14 protein-coding genes and 2 tRNA genes are annotated in these 16,675 nt (G+C 44.5%); 12 read left to right on the forward strand and 4 right to left on the reverse strand.

Features of this window, described 5'->3' with window-relative positions; translation table 11 throughout:
- The first annotated feature begins 341 nt into the window (after nt 1-341).
- The 5 genes from BEL05_RS17145 (at nt 342) to nagP (ending at nt 8,091) form a co-directional block, all read left to right on the forward strand.
- The gene (locus tag BEL05_RS17145; protein ID WP_069671911.1) at nt 342-2,990 is read left to right on the forward strand and encodes a beta-N-acetylhexosaminidase; all 2,649 of its coding nucleotides are present in this window, start codon (nt 342-344) and stop codon (nt 2,988-2,990) included.
- Between the two features lie 225 nt (nt 2,991-3,215).
- A complete protein-coding gene (gene nagK, locus BEL05_RS17150; protein ID WP_069671912.1) occupies nt 3,216-4,115 on the forward strand; it encodes an N-acetylglucosamine kinase in 900 nt (299 codons plus the stop codon).
- A gap of 75 nt (nt 4,116-4,190) precedes the next feature.
- Nucleotides 4,191-5,324, forward strand: coding sequence for an N-acetylglucosamine-6-phosphate deacetylase (gene nagA, locus BEL05_RS17155; RefSeq protein WP_069671913.1), 1,134 nt, complete (start codon nt 4,191-4,193; stop codon nt 5,322-5,324).
- Nucleotides 5,325-5,405: 81 nt separating this feature from the next.
- Entirely contained in the window at nt 5,406-6,542 is a 1,137-nt protein-coding gene (nagX, locus tag BEL05_RS17160; RefSeq protein ID WP_069671914.1) for a transmembrane glucosamine N-acetyltransferase NagX, read from the forward strand.
- A gap of 244 nt (nt 6,543-6,786) precedes the next feature.
- Nucleotides 6,787-8,091, forward strand: coding sequence for an N-acetylglucosamine MFS transporter NagP (nagP, locus tag BEL05_RS17165; protein WP_373316135.1), 1,305 nt, complete (start codon nt 6,787-6,789; stop codon nt 8,089-8,091).
- Nucleotides 8,092-8,506: 415 nt separating this feature from the next.
- Here the strand turns inward: nagP and BEL05_RS17170 are convergent.
- Nucleotides 8,507-8,582, reverse strand: a tRNA-Thr gene (locus BEL05_RS17170).
- A 22-nt stretch (nt 8,583-8,604) separates the two neighbouring features.
- Nucleotides 8,605-8,680, reverse strand: a tRNA-Phe gene (locus BEL05_RS17175).
- A 378-nt stretch (nt 8,681-9,058) separates the two neighbouring features.
- Between BEL05_RS17175 and BEL05_RS17180 the strand changes: the two genes are divergently transcribed.
- Nucleotides 9,059-9,613, forward strand: coding sequence for a cytochrome b (locus tag BEL05_RS17180; protein WP_069671915.1), 555 nt, complete (start codon nt 9,059-9,061; stop codon nt 9,611-9,613).
- Nucleotides 9,610-10,185, forward strand: coding sequence for a YceI family protein (locus BEL05_RS17185; protein WP_069671916.1), 576 nt, complete (start codon nt 9,610-9,612; stop codon nt 10,183-10,185). Before BEL05_RS17180 ends, BEL05_RS17185 begins: the two co-directional genes overlap by 4 nt.
- A gap of 75 nt (nt 10,186-10,260) precedes the next feature.
- On the opposite strand, the gene BEL05_RS17190 is transcribed toward BEL05_RS17185, so the two are convergent.
- Together BEL05_RS17190 and mutY are read right to left on the reverse strand one after the other, a co-directional pair.
- A complete protein-coding gene (locus BEL05_RS17190) occupies nt 10,261-10,539 on the reverse strand; it encodes an oxidative damage protection protein (protein WP_028762811.1) in 279 nt (92 codons plus the stop codon).
- A gap of 2 nt (nt 10,540-10,541) precedes the next feature.
- Entirely contained in the window at nt 10,542-11,606 is a 1,065-nt protein-coding gene (gene mutY / locus BEL05_RS17195; RefSeq protein ID WP_069671917.1) for an A/G-specific adenine glycosylase, read from the reverse strand.
- A 279-nt stretch (nt 11,607-11,885) separates the two neighbouring features.
- Here mutY and trmB point away from each other — a divergent pair, with 279 nt between their 5' ends.
- From trmB to BEL05_RS17220, 5 genes are all read left to right on the forward strand, one after another.
- Nucleotides 11,886-12,602, forward strand: a complete 717-nt coding sequence (trmB, locus tag BEL05_RS17200) for a tRNA (guanosine(46)-N7)-methyltransferase TrmB (protein WP_028762813.1) — start codon at nt 11,886-11,888, stop codon at nt 12,600-12,602.
- A 30-nt stretch (nt 12,603-12,632) separates the two neighbouring features.
- The gene (locus tag BEL05_RS17205) at nt 12,633-12,956 is read left to right on the forward strand and encodes a YggL family protein (RefSeq protein WP_028762814.1); all 324 of its coding nucleotides are present in this window, start codon (nt 12,633-12,635) and stop codon (nt 12,954-12,956) included.
- The gene (gene glsB, locus BEL05_RS17210; RefSeq protein WP_069671918.1) at nt 12,956-13,870 is read left to right on the forward strand and encodes a glutaminase B; all 915 of its coding nucleotides are present in this window, start codon (nt 12,956-12,958) and stop codon (nt 13,868-13,870) included. Before BEL05_RS17205 ends, glsB begins: the two co-directional genes overlap by 1 nt.
- A 202-nt stretch (nt 13,871-14,072) precedes the next feature.
- Nucleotides 14,073-14,906, forward strand: coding sequence for a YggN family protein (locus BEL05_RS17215; RefSeq protein WP_069671919.1), 834 nt, complete (start codon nt 14,073-14,075; stop codon nt 14,904-14,906).
- Between the two features lie 353 nt (nt 14,907-15,259).
- A complete protein-coding gene (locus tag BEL05_RS17220; RefSeq protein ID WP_028762816.1) occupies nt 15,260-16,201 on the forward strand; it encodes a LysR family transcriptional regulator in 942 nt (313 codons plus the stop codon).
- The last annotated feature ends 474 nt before the right edge of the window (nt 16,202-16,675 follow it).

Below are 16,675 nucleotides of genomic sequence, written 5' to 3' on the forward strand. Positions count from 1 at the left end.
GTATTCATATCATTAGTCAATTTTTCACACTCTCTGTTTCTCTCAATTCGTTGATGCTAAAGTACTTACCGCTATTTGCAACAGACTGGTTGTGTCGACAGAGTCTTAAGTTTTAGCTACCGCTTAGCTAAACATAGGTTAGGTTGGTTTGGGGTGAGTAAAGATTGATTATAGTGGGGCGCAGTGGAAGTCACTCAGCTCCTAGTTGTTAAAATGATTAAAAGCCACTGTCTAGATTCAGTAATGAAAACATTTACTGACGTTGCTTGGGGGAAGGCTACGGCACCTTAATTAACCTTCAATAAAATAAGGTTAATAGATTAAAGATTAAGAGGAATGTAATGAATAGAAATCTTGTGGCAGTCGCGGTATTAGTTTTGCTGGGAGGCACAGCATGCAGTAAGTCAGTACCTACTTCGGCTGACGAGCCTTCAAGTGCACAGTCACTTTCTCAGGCGACTTTAACAAGCATTGGTCATTCGTTAGCCATCACTTACCGTACCGTTACCAATTACCCTGAACAGTGCACGACTTCAGGTGTTGATGGCCGCTGTTTTCAGGCGCAAATAGAGCTATTGTCTCCCATCGACATTAAAGATAACAACTGGTCTATCTATTTCAGTCAGATGCGCCCCGTTAAACAGGTGTTATCTAAAGAGTTCTCCATTTCCCATATAAAAGGCGATCTGCATAAGATTAGCCCAACCGATGTGTTCACAGGCATTAAGCAGAATGAAGCAAAGGTGATCGATTTTCTTGGTGAGCTCTGGCAGTTATCTGAAACGGATGCAATGCCGAACTATTACATTGTTGCCGATGGACTTGAACCTGTGGTGATAAAAAGCACCATGGTTGGCAAAGATGCCGAAACAGGGATGGAGTTGCGTCCCTATGTTGAATCGTTTACCGATGCAAGGACTCAATATCGTCGCAGCGACACAGATCAATTGCAGTGGGCAAAACCTGAAGTGCTCTTCCAAGCCAATCAAGGGGTAGATATTCAACCAGAGTTAGCCATTGATACCATTATTCCAACGCCACAAATGCAAACGGTTACCTCGACAGATAGACCCGTGTCACTCAGCGACGGTTATGTGCTGGCCTTGGGTAATGTTGAGCGCATAAAGGTCGAAGCGGCGTTGAATCGTCTAGCGCGTTTGGGCGTGAAAGCCTCTGAAACTGGCGTGTCATTAAGTTTGTTGCCGGCAGACACTCAACTAGCTGTTGGTGGTTATGAGTTAATGGTCGATGTGAAAGGGATTGTAATTAAAGCGTCTGATGATGCTGGCTACTCCTACGGATTGTCATCGCTAGCCAGTTTGGTAAGTCTTAATGACTTAACACTTAATACCATGACCATTACCGATGCGCCACGCTACGATTTTCGAGGTATGCATGTGGATGTCGCACGCAACTTCCACAGTAAACAGTTTGTGTTAAATCTGCTGGATCAAATGGCGGCTTATAAGCTGAATAAACTACATCTACATATGGCTGACGATGAGGGCTGGCGCCTTGAAATTGACGGCCTGCCAGAGTTAACCGATATAGGGAGTAAGCGCTGTCACGATCTCAATGAAGATACCTGCCTGTTACCGCAACTGGGCAGTGGACCAAATGCCAATGCTAAGGTTAATGGTTACTACAGCAAAGCCGATTACATCGAGATATTACGCTATGCAAGTGCGCGCCAAATTCAAGTGATCCCGTCGATGGATATGCCTGGTCACTCGCGCGCTGCAATCAAAGCGATGGAAGCACGTTACCGTTCATTGAGTGCAAAGGGGGATGAGGCTGCTGCGCAGGAGTATCGTCTAATCGACCCAGAGGACAAAACAAAGTATGCCTCTATTCAATACTATGATGACAACACGCTTAACGTGTGCATGGAATCAACGTTCCACTTTGTAGACAAAGTGATTAATGAGATTGCCGCGTTACATCATCAAGCCGGGCAGCCATTAAACGTGTACCACATTGGGGCCGATGAAACTGCGGGAGCATGGATTGAATCGCCAATCTGCCAAGCATTCTTGCAAAATAATGAGCATGGCGTGAGCGATGAGAAAGAGTATGGCGCGTATTTTATTGAACGAGTTTCAAACCTACTGGCCGAGAAAGGGATAAAAGCAGCTGGTTGGAGTGATGGTATGAGCCACACTCGTCCAGAGCGTATGCCTGAAATTAACCAGAGCAATATTTGGGATGTCGTATCGCATGATGGGTTTAAACGTGCCCATAGCCAAGCTAACTTAGGTTGGGATGCGGTATTGAGTAACCCTGAGGTACTTTACTTTGATTTTCCCTATGAGGCCGACCCTAAAGAGCATGGTTATTATTGGGCTAGCAGAGCGAGCAACGAGCGACATCTGTATAGCTTTATGTCGGCTAACTTACCGGCTAACGCAGAACAATGGACCGACATTGAAGGACGCCCATTTGAGGCGGATGACACTATTAAGTTAGATAAAGCGGGCAAACAGGTTAGCGGACCACTGGCAAAGAATGTTCAGTTTACTGGCATCCAAGGACAGATATGGAGCGAGACCATTCGTAGTGACGATGTTGTCGAATACATGGTTTTTCCAAGGTTATTAGTGTTGGCTGAACGCGCTTGGCATCAGGCAGATTGGGAGGTGCAATACAATTATCAAGGCGCTATTTACAATCAAGACAGTGGTTACTTTACCCAAGATATGCGTGCAAAACAGGCCGAGCAATGGGCGCAGTTTGCTAATACTTTAGGGCATAAAGAGTTGCTCAAGCTAGATCGTGCCAATATCGCCTACCGTGTGCCAACGGTCGGTGCACATATTCACGAAGGCAGCTTATACACCAATGTTATCTATCCTGGCTTAGCAGTGGAGTACCGTGTCAATGGTGGACAATGGCAACCTTACAGTAAGACGGTAAAAGTTAATGGTAAGGTTGAAGTTCGCGCTGTGGCGGCAGATGGTCTGCGTAAAGGGCGAAGTTTGTTCGTTAACTAACACCTAGTTAATATTGAGGCGGCCGTTAACTTATTGATTAGCAGCCTCTTTGGACCCTGTCGTTGGCAGCAATGAGTTAGCTCTCAGCTAAAAAACAACAGTGATGAAAATATAAATGACAACGCTGTCATTTATATTGTAACATAGAGTTAACTTAATTCAGTAGACAGGGCAAAGAGTGTTACCTCATTGCCCTGGATAATAGAACTGTGGAAGAGGTCGGTCATGGGATTAAACCAGGCAAAGGAAACCCCCCTATTTATTGGCATCGACGGTGGCGGAAGTAAATGTCGTGCAACCATCTATGCTAGCGACGATACCGTCATTGGTACCGGCGTTGCTGGGCGGGCTAACCCGCTTCATGGCTTAGCGCAAACTTTCGAGTCGATTCAGCAGTCTACTGAACTTGCACTAAGAGATGCTGGATTAACAGTTGGTGATAGCAAGCTGCTCATAGCCGGATTGGGTTTAGCTGGGGTGAATGTGCCACGCCTACATCAAGATATTAGCAATTGGGCTCATCCATTCGCCAAAATGTATGTCACCACTGATCTGCATACTGCCTGCATTGGTGCCCATCATGGCGGTGATGGTGCCGTGATCATCACCGGAACGGGCTCCTGCGGCTATGCACATGTTGGCGAGAGTCATCTGTGTCTTGGTGGTCATGGTTTTGCATTGGGTGATAAGGGCAGTGGCGCTTGGTTAGGATTAAAGGCTGCCGAGCAAGTGTTATTGCACCTCGACGGATTCGCCCCCGCAACAGCGCTCACAGAGCGCTTGCTTAATCATTTTAATGTGCACGATGCGATGGGCATTGTTGAACACTTAGCTGGTAAGTCTTCAAGTTGCTATGCAAGCTTAGCGAGGCTGGTGCTTGAGTGCGCCAATGAGCAAGACGCGGTGGCTAAAGCGATTGTCGTGGAAGGCGCTGCATATATTAGCGAGCTTGCCCGTAAACTGTTTAAAGTAGCCCCACCAAGATTTTCAATGATAGGTGGGCTTGCTGAGCCATTGGCAGCATGGTTAGATACCGATGTTGTTAGCAAAATCTCTCCAATTTTAGCGCCACCAGAGTTGGGTGCCGTATATTATGCAAGGCAACAGCTAGCTATAGGTAATTAATAAAACCTTCGGGAAATACTGTCCACTGTAATCCTTTATGCTGTAAATGCTTAAAGGGGATTAGGAAAGAGAGTGATGAAACAAACCTTGATCGCAGAACAGGTATTTGATGGTGAAAAATTTCATCGTGAACTACCAATCACCTTTGAAGATGGCCGAGTAGTTGCCTTTGACTGTGTCGCAGGTGTGACGCCACAGCAGGTGAGCGGCACACTAGTACCAGGGTTTATCGATGTGCAAGTCAATGGTGGAGGCGGTGCATTGTTAAATGCTGACCGCAGCGTTAAGTGTATTGAAACGATAGGTAAGGCGCACGCACAGTTTGGCACCACAGGGTTTCTTCCCACGCTGATTACCGACAATATTGATGTGATGCAAACTGCCGCTGATGCAGTTGCTAAAGCGATTGATGTGGGGGCTTCTGGAGTACTTGGAGTTCATTTCGAAGGTCCACATCTTTCAGTCCCCAAAAAAGGTGTTCATCCTCAATCGCATATTCGCCGCATTTCAGATGCGGAATTAGCGATTTTTTGTCGCAAAGATTTAGGCACTAAAGTGGTTACTCTTGCACCAGAAAACGTATCTGTAGAGGTTATTAAAGCCTTAGTGGCAGAGGATGTAAGGGTTTGCTTGGGTCATTCAAATGCCGATTATGAAACGGTTGTGGCAGCGTTAGAGGCGGGGGCGACAGGCTTTACTCATCTGTTTAATGCCATGTCGCCAATGGGCTCGCGGGATCCTGGCATGGTTGGTGCGGCGATTGAAAGTCGGGATGCATGGTGTGGGTTGATTGTGGATGGCCATCATGTTCATGCTGCATCGGCGAAAGTCGCGATTTACGCAAAACCACGAGGTAAGGTGATGTTGGTCACTGATGCGATGCCACCCGTTGGCATGGCACAAGATGCGAGCTTTGAGCTATTTGGCACCCAGGTCGTTCGCCAAGGAGACCGACTCAATGCGGTAACGGGAGAGTTAGCTGGTTGTGTACTCGACATGGTTGGCGCTGTAAACAATAGCGTTAATATGCTTGGTTTATCTTTGGATGAAGCGTTACGAATGGCGGCATTGTACCCTGCGCAGTTTCTTGGCCATGAGGCTACACGTGGGGCGTTTACGTTAGGTTGCCAGGCGGATATGGTGCTGCTTGACCAACACAGCCGTGTGGCGCGTACCTATATAGGCGGTGAGCTAGTTTATGAAGCCTAACGTCGATTAAAGAAAAAGCCCTAAAAGCCTCGCTTTTGGGGCTTTGGTTTAATAAAAACAATAAAAATAGGAATCGTTTAAATGGATGCAAACCAACCAAAAATCAGCAAGCCTAGGTTGATGTCACTCGATGCGCTGCGTGGTTTTGATATGTTTTGGATCTTAGGAGGCGAAGCACTGTTTGTTGGCTTATTGGCTTGGACTGGTTGGCAAGGGTGGCAAATTGCTGATGCACAGATGAAACACAGCGTATGGCATGGTTTCACGTTCTATGATCTTATTTTTCCGTTATTTATTTTCTTGTCTGGTGTCGCTTTGGGTTTATCACCCAAGCGGTTAGATAAACTTCCTATGTCAGCACGCTTGCCTCTCTATCGTCATTCATTTAAGCGATTGGGCTTGCTGTTAATTTTTGGTGTACTTTATAACCATGGTTGGGGTGTTGGCGCACCAGCTGCCGCTGACGAACTACGTTATGCCAGCGTATTAGGACGTATTGCTTTCGCTTGGTTTTTTGCTGCCATGTTAGTTTGGCACACAGCTTTACGTACGCAGATTATTATCGCTATTTTGATATTAGTGGGTTATGCGTTCTTGCAGTTATTCATGCCTGTACCCGGTGGCGTAGCGGGTGACTTGTCGATGGCAGGATCAATCAATGCTTATGTGGACAGTCACCTCTTACCCGGCATTAGCTACCAAGGTCAACCTACCGATCCTGAAGGTGTTTTATCGACCTTACCAGCTGTCGTGAATGCCCTCGCGGGGGTATTTACAGGGCATTTTATTGTTAAGCAACACCCTAAAGGGGATTGGGCTAAAGTCGGTATATTGATGCTAGCTGGTGCAGCTGTATTGGCGACCGGTTGGCTGTGCGACGGTTTCTTACCTGTCAATAAGGACCTTTGGACCAGCTCATTTGTGTTGGTGACGACGGGTTGGAGCCTATTATTACTTGGTGTTTTTTATGCCTTGATTGATGTGCTTAAACTACAACGTTTGGCATTTGTTTTTGTGGTAATTGGCTGCAATGCGATCATTATCTATTTGGCATCGAGTCTAGTAAATTGGAGCTATGTCGCTCGCAGTATATTTGGTGGTTTTATCCAAGCGTTGCCTGAGTCTATGCACCTTTTGGCGGGTACTCTTGCACTGTTAACCGTGCAGTGGTTGTTACTCTATTGGATGTATAAACGTAACATATTCATTAAGGTTTAAGTTTAGTTTGCAATGTTTGAGCAACTAATTGACCAGCTAAATCTGCAAGTTAGCTGAATTTTATGTAAAACCCAAAATGACAGCGTTGTCTTTTTGGGTTTTATGTTTTAACATCAGTGAAACAATGGAGCTAAATTCATTACTAAATGGAAACTTGCTCAGTTGAGTTTTGTACCACTATAAGATAAAGCCGATGTCAGCCAACCTGATATCAATATATTAATTACTATAAGAAAACAGGCTTATGGAAATGACATTAAATAGTGAATCTAAGCGCAGTAGCGTGATCCCCATGGCAATCGTTGCTGGGCTCTTTTTCATCTTAGGGTTTGCAACTTGGCTAAATGGCTCCTTGATGCCATACCTTAAACAGATCCTTCAGCTCACTCCGTTTCAAGCCTCTCTCATCCTTTTCTCCTTTTATATTGCTGTGACCTTTACCGCACTGCCTTCGGCATGGGTAATACGTAAAGTGGGTTACAAGACAGGTATGGCGCTGGGAATGGGCATTATGATGGTTGCCGGATTGCTCTTTATTCCAGCGGCTAAAACCCAGGTCTTTGGGTTGTTTCTGTTCGCTCAACTTGTGATGGGGGCTGGGCAAACGTTGCTACAAACGGCCGTTAACCCTTATGTGGTGCGTATTGGCCCTGAAGAGTCAGCGGCTGCACGTGTCAGTGTGATGGGCATTTTAAATAAAGGGGCTGGGGTTATCGCTCCTCTTGTATTTACCGCATTGATTTTGGATAGTTTCAAAGACCGTGTTGGTATGGAACTCTCTCAACTTCAAATCGATGAGATGGCTAATAGCTTAGTTTATCCTTATATGGGCATGGCGCTATTTATCGGTTTCTTAGCGATTTTAGTGAAGAAGTCACCATTACCTGAACTTGAAAAGGAAGATGATCAAGTTGAAGGGGGTAAAGGCCATACCCGTGAAGCTTTGTCGCATCCAAACCTCGCATTGGGGGTGGTGGCATTATTTTTCTACGTTGCTGTCGAAGTCATAGCCGGTGATACCATTGGCACCTTTGCATTGTCATTAGGGGTTGAGAATTACGGTGTTATGACGTCTTACACCATGATATGTATGGTGCTGGGTTATACCTTAGGTATTTTAACTATCCCGCGTTTTATTTCTCAACCAACGGCGCTAATGATTTCGGCGATATTGGGCCTGTTGCTAACCTTAGGGATTCTATTTGGTGATAATAACTCTTATGCGATTGCGAATGTATTATTGGTGCCGTTTGGTGGTGCTATGTTACCAGACACTTTGTTGATGATTGCATTCCTTGGCCTTGCAAACGCTATCGTATGGCCCGCAGTGTGGCCGCTAGCGTTATCGGGTATGGGGAAATTGACCAGTACTGGTTCAGCGCTATTGGTAATGGGCATTGCTGGCGGTGCGTTTGGACCTCTGTTCTGGGGTTTAACCAGTTCAGCAACTTCTTTAGGTCAGCAAGGGGGCTATATGGTGATGCTCCCATGTTACCTATTTATCCTATTCTATGCCGTCAAGGGTCATAAAATGAGAAGCTGGAAGTAATACAAACCCGCCATTAAAAAAGGAGCCTATTGGCTCCTTTTTTTGTCTGCAATAGGTGAGTATTTTTTATTACAGGGTGCATGACCACATTGAGCTGCAGCGCTTAATTTTTCTTTCAAAGTTGGCTGGCAGGTGAGATTTTCTTTTTGCATAGAGCGTTGTAACCCATAAAGCTGTGCTGCAAATGAAAAACGGTTTTACTCTGGTAGACGCATTCAGCGATTTATGCCCCGCCAATGAGACTATGCAACAGGGTTAATCGTTAGTCTGTAATAAACGTTTAGGCGGGAGCGGTGTTCGCTGTGATGTTAATGCCACTGCGGCTGACCGAGCCATAACATACTGTAATTGTTGCATCGGTTGTTGTTGAATTGCAGATATAAAAAAGCCCCGACAATGTCGAGGCTATTTTATATGGTGCCGGCACCAAGAGTCGAACTCGGGACCTACTGATTACAAGTCAGTTGCTCTACCAACTGAGCTATGCCGGCTTAACTTTTTATATCTAAATAGTGGTGCCCGAACCCGGAATCGAACCAGGGACACGAGGATTTTCAATCCTCTGCTCTACCGACTGAGCTATTCGGGCAGCTAAACTAAGCGTTTAACAATCTACTTCAAACTAGGTCTTATGTGACCCGTCTCGTCTGGAGTGCGCGTATAATATAGCGATGATATTTATCCTGCAAGTGCTTTTTTAGATAAATTGGTTTGCATGGTTAGTTAATGTGCAAAAAGTTTAAAATTTGTCTGGGGTGAGTAATAACCCAACAATGATTAGCCGTTTGCCACTTATTTTAAGTCGTATTTCCTCTCTTTTTAAACCTAGTTACCGCTGTTAACTGGTATGTAAGCAGTGCCAAAGCTTTCATATTCTAAAAAATAGAACCTTATGGGCTAAATTTAACGATATACGTCAACTTAAATCGAAACTATCGTGTAGTGAACAGATTGAAGAGGTAAAAGCGTGATTAGAAATAGCGAAAACCAATATGGACTCACCAGCATTGCAATGCACTGGGTATCTGCTTTGGTTGTGTTTGGCTTATTTGGACTAGGTTTCTGGATGGTTGAACTGACCTATTATAGCAGTTGGTACAAGACAGCGCCCGATATCCATAAGAGCCTTGGTGTGTTGCTGTTTGTTGCCACGCTAATTCGCTTGATATGGGGGAAGTTAAATCCTAAACCAAAAGCGTTAGCGCACCATAAAGTTTGGGAGCAGCGAATCGGGGCGTTAGTCCATCAAGCACTTTACTTACTACTGATCAGTATCATGGTCAGTGGCTACCTCATATCAACTGCAGATGATCGCGGCATTGAAGTCTTTGGTTGGTTTGAAGTGCCGAGTTTAGGGCTGTTGTTTGATGATCAGGCTGACCTCGCAGGATTGGTGCATCAGTATTTTGCATACAGTTTGATGGGGTTGGTGCTGTTACATGCACTTGGTGCAATGAAGCATCATTTCATCGATAAAGATTTAACATTAATTCGAATGACTAGGATAAAGGAGATAAAATGAAAAAGCGTTTGCTAGGGAGTTTAATTGCTGGAGTGATGTTGGTCGCTGGCAGTGTCAATGCCGCAGATTATGTCATCGATACTAAAGGTGCACACGCATCAATTCAATTTAAAGTAAGCCATTTAGGCTACAGCTTCGTTGTCGGTCGTTTTAATCAGTTTGAAGGTGGATTTAGCTTCGACAAAAACGATATTAAGGCAAGTAAGATTAATGTCACTATTAATACGGCAAGCTTAGACTCTAATCATGCTGAACGTGATAAGCATCTGCGCAGTGCTGACTTCTTGAATGTCACCAAATTCCCTCAAGCTGACTTTGTTTCTAAGTCAGTGGTTGATAAAGGGGATGGTAAGTTTGTGCTAAATGGCGATTTAACATTAAACGGTGTGACTAAGCCTGTGGCAATTGATGCTGACTATATTGGTGAAGGTAAAGACCCTTGGGGTGGATATCGCGTTGGCTTTGTCGGGCACACTCAATTTGCGCTAAAAGATTTTGATATTCAGATGGACCTGGGACCTGCATCTAGTCATGTCACGCTTGATCTTGTGGTTGAAGGCATTAAGCAATAGGTATACCTCTCTACCTTAATTAATAAAAAAGCGCCATTGGCGCTTTTTTATTAATGACTCACCAGCTAACTCAGATCACTGGTCATCTTTTTGAGGAACATATCCTTCAATTTCGACATCTTTCCCTTCAAACAGAAAGTTTATCATCTGCTCTTCGAGGAACTTACGGTCGTCAACATTCATCATGTTGAGTTTTTTCTCATTAATAAGCATGGTTTGCTTTGACTGCCAAAGAGACCAAGCTTCTTGGCTGATATTGTCAAAAATGCGCTTACCTAGTTCACCTGGATAAAGCTGAAAACCTAAACCAGCGGCTTCTTTTTTTAGGTATTGGCAGTTAACGGTACGAGCCATGATTACTCCTTATTTAATACAGAACCTAAGCTAGATAAAATGCGCTCCGTTGCCGCAGCCAAACCAACTTTAGGTGGATTGGCTATGTTATACCAGAGTGATGCGCTATCTTCCATGATCTCTCGGGCTTTAGTTATCTCAATTGAACCAATTATTGCCGTCACATCGAGATGGAAATGGCTAAAGGTATGGCGAAAACAGCTGATAGCATCATCGGCCTGAACAGTTATACCGTGGGTTTCCGCATATTCGTGTAGCTCTGTTAGGCTGTTAAATTGTGGGAAACACCAGAGTCCGCCCCATATCCCAGTGGGCGGTCGCTGAGTCATTAATGTCTGTCCACTATCATCTAAGACCGCTAGCATAAAGGCTTGCTTCTCAGGGATGGTTTTCTTAGGTTTTTTGCCGGGAAACTCTGTTTGACGCCCCATCAACTGGGCCTTGCAATCTATCGCAACTGGGCATAATTCGCATTTAGGTTTGCTACGGGTACAGATGGTTGCGCCAATATCCATCATTGCCTGATTATATTGCTCTACACCCTGTTTTGGCGTCAACGATTCAGTCAGCTGCCAAAGCTGTTGCTCAACGTCTCGTTTACCCGGCCACCCTTCAATGGCACCGTGGCGAGCAAGCACTCGTTTAACATTGCCATCTAGTATTGGGTGGTGTTGGCCAAGAGAAAGCGACAGCACAGCACCCGCGGTAGACCGACCTATACCAGGTAAGGCTAACACCTGCTCGAAGTGAATTGGAAAATCACCTTCGTGTTCGCTGCAGATCAGTTGAGCGCTTTTGTGTAGATTTCTGGCGCGTGCGTAGTAACCAAGACCTGTCCAGTGGTGAAGCACTTCATCTTGTGGGGCATTAGCCAATGAAGCAATGGTTGGGAATCGCTTCATAAAGGCTTCGAAGTAGGGGATCACAGTGCTGACTTGCGTTTGTTGTAGCATGATCTCAGATACCCAAACCTTATAAGGGGTCTTCTTTTGTTGCCAAGGGAGGTGTTTTCGCCCTGATTGGGCATACCAGTCGGTGATCCGCTGGCTAAATAGTGCTGTTTTCATCGCGCCAGTGTAGCCATCAGCCTAGGAATTCTCAACCTAAATAGGCTTATCGTTATCGCTTTGCTCGCACCTGTGAGGATTATTGGTATACTTTGGCAACAATAGGGCTTGCACTGCTCCATTAACTTTGGATAATGCCCTTCTTTTTATAAATCCAATCATATAAGTGTCTGGGCCATATTTGGTCTTTTGCTCGGGAGGCGTCATCTTGATATGACCTCAAACCGCGGCTATTTAGATGCTATATGGCCCGCTACGGTAGATATTGAGGCAAAGATAATGAGCGACGTTACAACCGCTGAATTTAATGAAGAGGGTAAATACCTTCGTAAAGTGAGAAGTTTTGTCTTACGAGAAGGGCGTTTAACTAAAGGGCAAGCGGTTGCAATGGAGCAGCAGTGGCCAGTAATGGGGCTTGATTATTCGCCTGAGCCACTCGACTTAACCCAAGTCTTTGGTCGAGAAGCCGATACGGTACTTGAGATCGGTTTTGGCATGGGCGCTTCATTAGTCGCGATGGCTAAGGCTGCGCCGGAATTAAACTTCATCGGTATTGAAGTGCATAAGCCTGGAGTAGGGGCTTGTTTGGCCGAAGCCGCTGAAGCGGGGGTTACTAACCTACGGGTTTTTCATCATGATGCAATTGAGGTGTTAGAAAATAGTATTTTACCTAACTCTCTAGCAAGGGTGCAGCTGTTTTTCCCCGATCCGTGGCATAAAAAGCGTCATCATAAGCGTCGTATCGTGCAGCCCGAGTTTGCTCAAATGATCCGTAATAGCCTAAAGATCGGTGGTGTATTCCATTTGGCAACAGATTGGGAAAACTACAGTGAGCATATGTTAGAGGTGATGAGTGCGGCGCCAGGTTATATGAACCAGTCGCAGGCGGGTGATTTTGTGCCTCGTCCAGATCACCGTCCGCTAACTAAGTTTGAAGCACGTGGTCATAGGTTAGGGCATGGTGTTTGGGACTTGATGTTTGAAAGAACTGAATAAAATTAATTATTTAATAAATGGGGTATAAACATGGCAACACGTAGCCGTCGTCTTCGCAAGAAATTACGTATTGATGAATTCCAAGAATTTGGGTTTGACGTCAATTGGACTTTTAATGAATCGGTTTCTGAAGAGCAGATCGATGCAATCGTTGATCAATTTATCTTAGATGTAATCGACGCCAGAAAACTAGGTTTTCATGGTGGTGGCCATAAAGAGTGGGAAGGCATTATCGCCACCCAAACTATTGGCAAATGTACCGAAGAAGATCGTGAAGCCGTTAGTGCCTTTTGGAAACAGCAACCAACCTCTAACGTAACCGTTAGCGAGCTGTACGATATTTGGTGGAACTAATGCCTGAAAAGGCACTGCTTGAGCAGGTGGTGGAGCAAGTTCGCCCCCTGCTTGGTCAGGGGAAGGTTGCCAATTACATTCCTGCACTTGCTGAAGTTAATCCTAATAAATTCGGTATAGCGGTTACTTCCGTTGATGGCACGACCGTTGGCGCGGGTGACTATCTCGAACCTTTCTCAATTCAGAGTATCTCAAAAGTTTTTAGCCTTACGCTGGCGCTGACTTTATATGAAGAACATGAGATCTGGTCTAGGGTTGGCAAAGAGCCTTCTGGTCAGTCGTTTAACTCTTTGGTGCAAATAGAGTTGGAACGAGGCGTTCCCAGAAATCCGTTTATTAACGCTGGCGCACTTATTATTGCGGATTTGCTTCAAGGAAGGTTAGGGGCTCCAAAACAACGCATGCTCGAAGTGGTTCGCGCACTGAGCGATAACCGCCATGTTGTCTACGATAAAAAAGTTGCAGCATCAGAGTATCAACACAGTGCCCGAAATGCGGCCATTGCATACTTAATGAAGTCTTTTGGCAACTTTAATAATGATGTTGATAAAGTACTCAAAAACTATTTTCATTACTGTGCTCTGCGAATGAGTTGTGCTGATCTCTCTAAAGCGATGCATTATTTAGCTAATGGCGGTAAGAGCCTATCTGGTGACTTAATCGTATCGCCAATACAAACTCGCAAGCTTAATGCGTTATTGGCGACATCGGGTCTGTATGACGGCGCGGGCGAGTTTGCGTACCGAGTGGGCATGCCCGGTAAGAGTGGTGTCGGTGGCGGTATTATTGCTGTGATTCCGGGCGATATGAGCGTATGTGTTTGGTCCCCAGAGCTGGACAAAAATGGTAATTCATTGGCAGGTACTGCTGCGCTAGAAATCTTATCTCAGTCCTTAGGGCGTTCTATTTTCTAACCTCATTCAGTGGTGATTTAGGCTAACATCTAGCAGAAGTGACCACTCTCTATTCCTTACTTTAGAGCGAGATTGGTGTTAGTTATTGTTTTTGTTTCTAATTTTAACATTGGCATGATAAGTGTATTCCTATTGTTTATATCGCATACTGTAGTCTTATGGAGTAATGCGGATAACAGATAAGTCATAAAGGATGATTAAAATGAAAAAGACAGCCGCTTCGTTAGGATTAACCGCATTAGTATTAGCAACGACCAGTTCAGCATGGGCCCATGGTGGCGATGATGATAATCACCTCTCTTTTGGCAGTGACGGGCATCAGTGTGAAGTTTCGTTAAATTATGATGTGGCTGTAGAGCCTAAGAAACTCACCATTAGTGAATCAAAAAAAGAAGTTTACCGTATTGAACTCGGTGAGTTGTATATCGACGGTAAACAGGTGAGTTTAAATAATCAGCAGCAAGTGATTGTTAATCAATATGCTAATGAGGTTTCAGCTCAACTTCCTGAAGTTATCGATTTGGTCCATGATGCAGTCGATATTGCGTCCACAGCCGTAAGTATGGCGCTTACCCCGCTTCTCGGTGACACCAGTGGAGCCAAAATTGATGAAATGATGGCGAGTCTAAGTGACCGTATCGACAATGTTGCGTATCAACATGGCGATAAGTTCTATTTAGGTGCGACAGAGTCTTCTTTGGAAGATACATTCGGCCAAGAGTTTGAGCAGGAGATGGAGCAATTAGTACAAAGCTCTATTGGCAGCATGATGATGACGCTAGGCAGTCAGATGATGAGCGGTGATGGTGATTCATTTGAGCAGAAAATGGAGTCATTCGCGGCTAAAATGGACAATGTGGGGAAAGACATTGAGGTTCAGCTGGAACAACAATCTGCAGATCTTGAAGCGAGAGCGGACAAGCTGTGTGATAACTTTCAACAGCTGGTGGCATTAGAAACGAAACTCCGTGCCCAAGTTCCAGAGTTAGATAAGTACCCATTAATTAAAGCACCGAAGCAACAACTGCTTGAATAGTTTATACGTGTAACACTCTCCCTGTTAGGTTTAACCAACCAGCAATTTCCCTACACTTTCCTTGGGTGTAGGGCTTTTTTCGTTACAGATCTCCGCAGTTCAGCGATTACTTTTCCTCTTTTATTAAGAGCGTGTATAGTAGCTAAAAAATAGGTATTAGAATCAAAGTGCAAATCTTTGGTATACTTGTAAAAAATAATAACAATGCTGACGAAATTTCGATTTAGAAATGGGCACCAGTCTGACTCTACTCTTAGAAAAATCATTAATTGTCAAAGAAGTGCTTTTAGCACATTAACTCTTTGATTTATAATTAGTATATATAGGGTCGCAAACACCTTAAGGCTATTTAAATGTTAGAACTTTTAGAACCTATTGCAATTTTTACTCATGTTGCTCGTGCGGGGAGCTTCAGTTCCGCTGCGCGAAAGTTGGGGATATCTAAATCTAAGGTTAGTACTCAGGTGGCTGATTTAGAGCATAAGTTAGGTGTTCAACTTATCCAGCGTACCACGCGTAGTTTGAGTTTAACTGAGGCTGGGCAGCTGTTATATGCTCAGGGAGAGGAGCTTCTTCGCGATGCAGAACAAGCGGTCGCTAGCGTCCATAATCTCAATGATGCGACCCGAGGTGTGCTGAAAGTCGGCATATCACAGTCTTTTGGTACCATGCACATCATTCCGGCGTTGCCTGAGTTTATGGCAAAGCACCCTGAACTTGAGTTGCAGGTCAGCCTGTTAGATCACAAAGTCGATGTCGTTAGTGAAGGCTTAGATCTGTTATTAACCATGTCTGAGCAACTTCCACTGGGGATGGTGGCTCGACCGCTGATGAAGTGCCAGTTTTTGTTAGCGGCTTCACCTGAATATGTCGCTAAGCATGGCTATCCAGATCGTCCAGAGCAATTGGTTGACCATAACTGTTTGGTGTACCAAGGTGAGTGGCATGAGCACAGTGTGTGGCAGTTTAAAAAGGGCGATGACTATTGTGAAATAGGGGTTGCCGGTAACTTTAGGGTTGATAACGCACCAGCATTAAAGTCTGCTGCAGTAAGTGGCCTTGGTGTTGTCTATCTTGCCAGCTATTTGTTAGAAGATGAGATAGACAAAGGCACCTTAGTGCCGTTGCTACCAGAGTGGCAGTTAACTCATCATCTGCCTTTACAAGCAGTCTATCCTCGTAGAAAGCATTTGGCGCCTAAGGTCAGTGCATTTATCGACTTTATTAAAGACCATATTGGTTCACCACCCTATTGGGATGCCCCTTATGCATCGCTTTACGCTCAAAGAAAGTAGATGGTGAGCAACAATAAACTGTTCCTAACTTAAATTGTTGGTCAATTAACAATCAATGAGTTATCTAAAAGTTAAAAACATTGTTTTGTTTTAGAGACGATAAGCCCGAAAATTTAACATTATCGGGCTTTTTCTTTTTATTACAGCTACTTGTATAATTTTTGTTATTTCTTAAATCAATGGCTTATTTAGCTTGGGCTAATAATTAAAAACAATTCACGTTGCAGTTCGTTCTTAATTTAATACAATGGTTGCAGTTGATTTGGGATAACCTGAAACAGATAAGTTAGTTAAGAATGACCCCTCTTAATTTAGCTTATTCGGGTTGGCGTTACTGCAATCTTGATTCAATGCTGGCAACGGTTTAAGAACTAAAACAATGCTAGCCTTAAAACCATCATCCTAGTTTTGGTTTACCCCAGCAAATTCTGCTGGGGTGATTTTTCTTCGCACTACTCTCATTTCAGTGTTCTC

Source organism: Shewanella colwelliana, assembly GCF_001735525.1.
Lineage (GTDB): Bacteria > Pseudomonadota > Gammaproteobacteria > Enterobacterales > Shewanellaceae > Shewanella > Shewanella colwelliana.

Bases quoted from the DNA above. Each gene is read 5' to 3' on its own strand.
- BEL05_RS17145 (WP_069671911.1), top strand. From the start codon at position 342: ATGAATAGAAATCTTGTGGCAGTCGCGGTATTAGTTTTGCTGGGAGGC.
- nagK (WP_069671912.1), top strand. From the start codon at position 3,216: ATGGGATTAAACCAGGCAAAGGAAACCCCCCTATTTATTGGCATCGAC.
- nagA (WP_069671913.1), top strand. From the start codon at position 4,191: ATGAAACAAACCTTGATCGCAGAACAGGTATTTGATGGTGAAAAATTT.
- nagX (WP_069671914.1), top strand. From the start codon at position 5,406: ATGGATGCAAACCAACCAAAAATCAGCAAGCCTAGGTTGATGTCACTC.
- nagP (WP_373316135.1), top strand. From the start codon at position 6,787: ATGGAAATGACATTAAATAGTGAATCTAAGCGCAGTAGCGTGATCCCC.
- BEL05_RS17185 (WP_069671916.1), top strand. From the start codon at position 9,610: ATGAAAAAGCGTTTGCTAGGGAGTTTAATTGCTGGAGTGATGTTGGTC.
- BEL05_RS17190 (WP_028762811.1), bottom strand. From the start codon at position 10,539: ATGGCTCGTACCGTTAACTGCCAATACCTAAAAAAAGAAGCCGCTGGT.
- mutY (WP_069671917.1), bottom strand. From the start codon at position 11,606: ATGAAAACAGCACTATTTAGCCAGCGGATCACCGACTGGTATGCCCAA.
- trmB (WP_028762813.1), top strand. From the start codon at position 11,886: ATGAGCGACGTTACAACCGCTGAATTTAATGAAGAGGGTAAATACCTT.
- BEL05_RS17205 (WP_028762814.1), top strand. From the start codon at position 12,633: ATGGCAACACGTAGCCGTCGTCTTCGCAAGAAATTACGTATTGATGAA.
- glsB (WP_069671918.1), top strand. From the start codon at position 12,956: ATGCCTGAAAAGGCACTGCTTGAGCAGGTGGTGGAGCAAGTTCGCCCC.
- BEL05_RS17215 (WP_069671919.1), top strand. From the start codon at position 14,073: ATGAAAAAGACAGCCGCTTCGTTAGGATTAACCGCATTAGTATTAGCA.
- BEL05_RS17220 (WP_028762816.1), top strand. From the start codon at position 15,260: ATGTTAGAACTTTTAGAACCTATTGCAATTTTTACTCATGTTGCTCGT.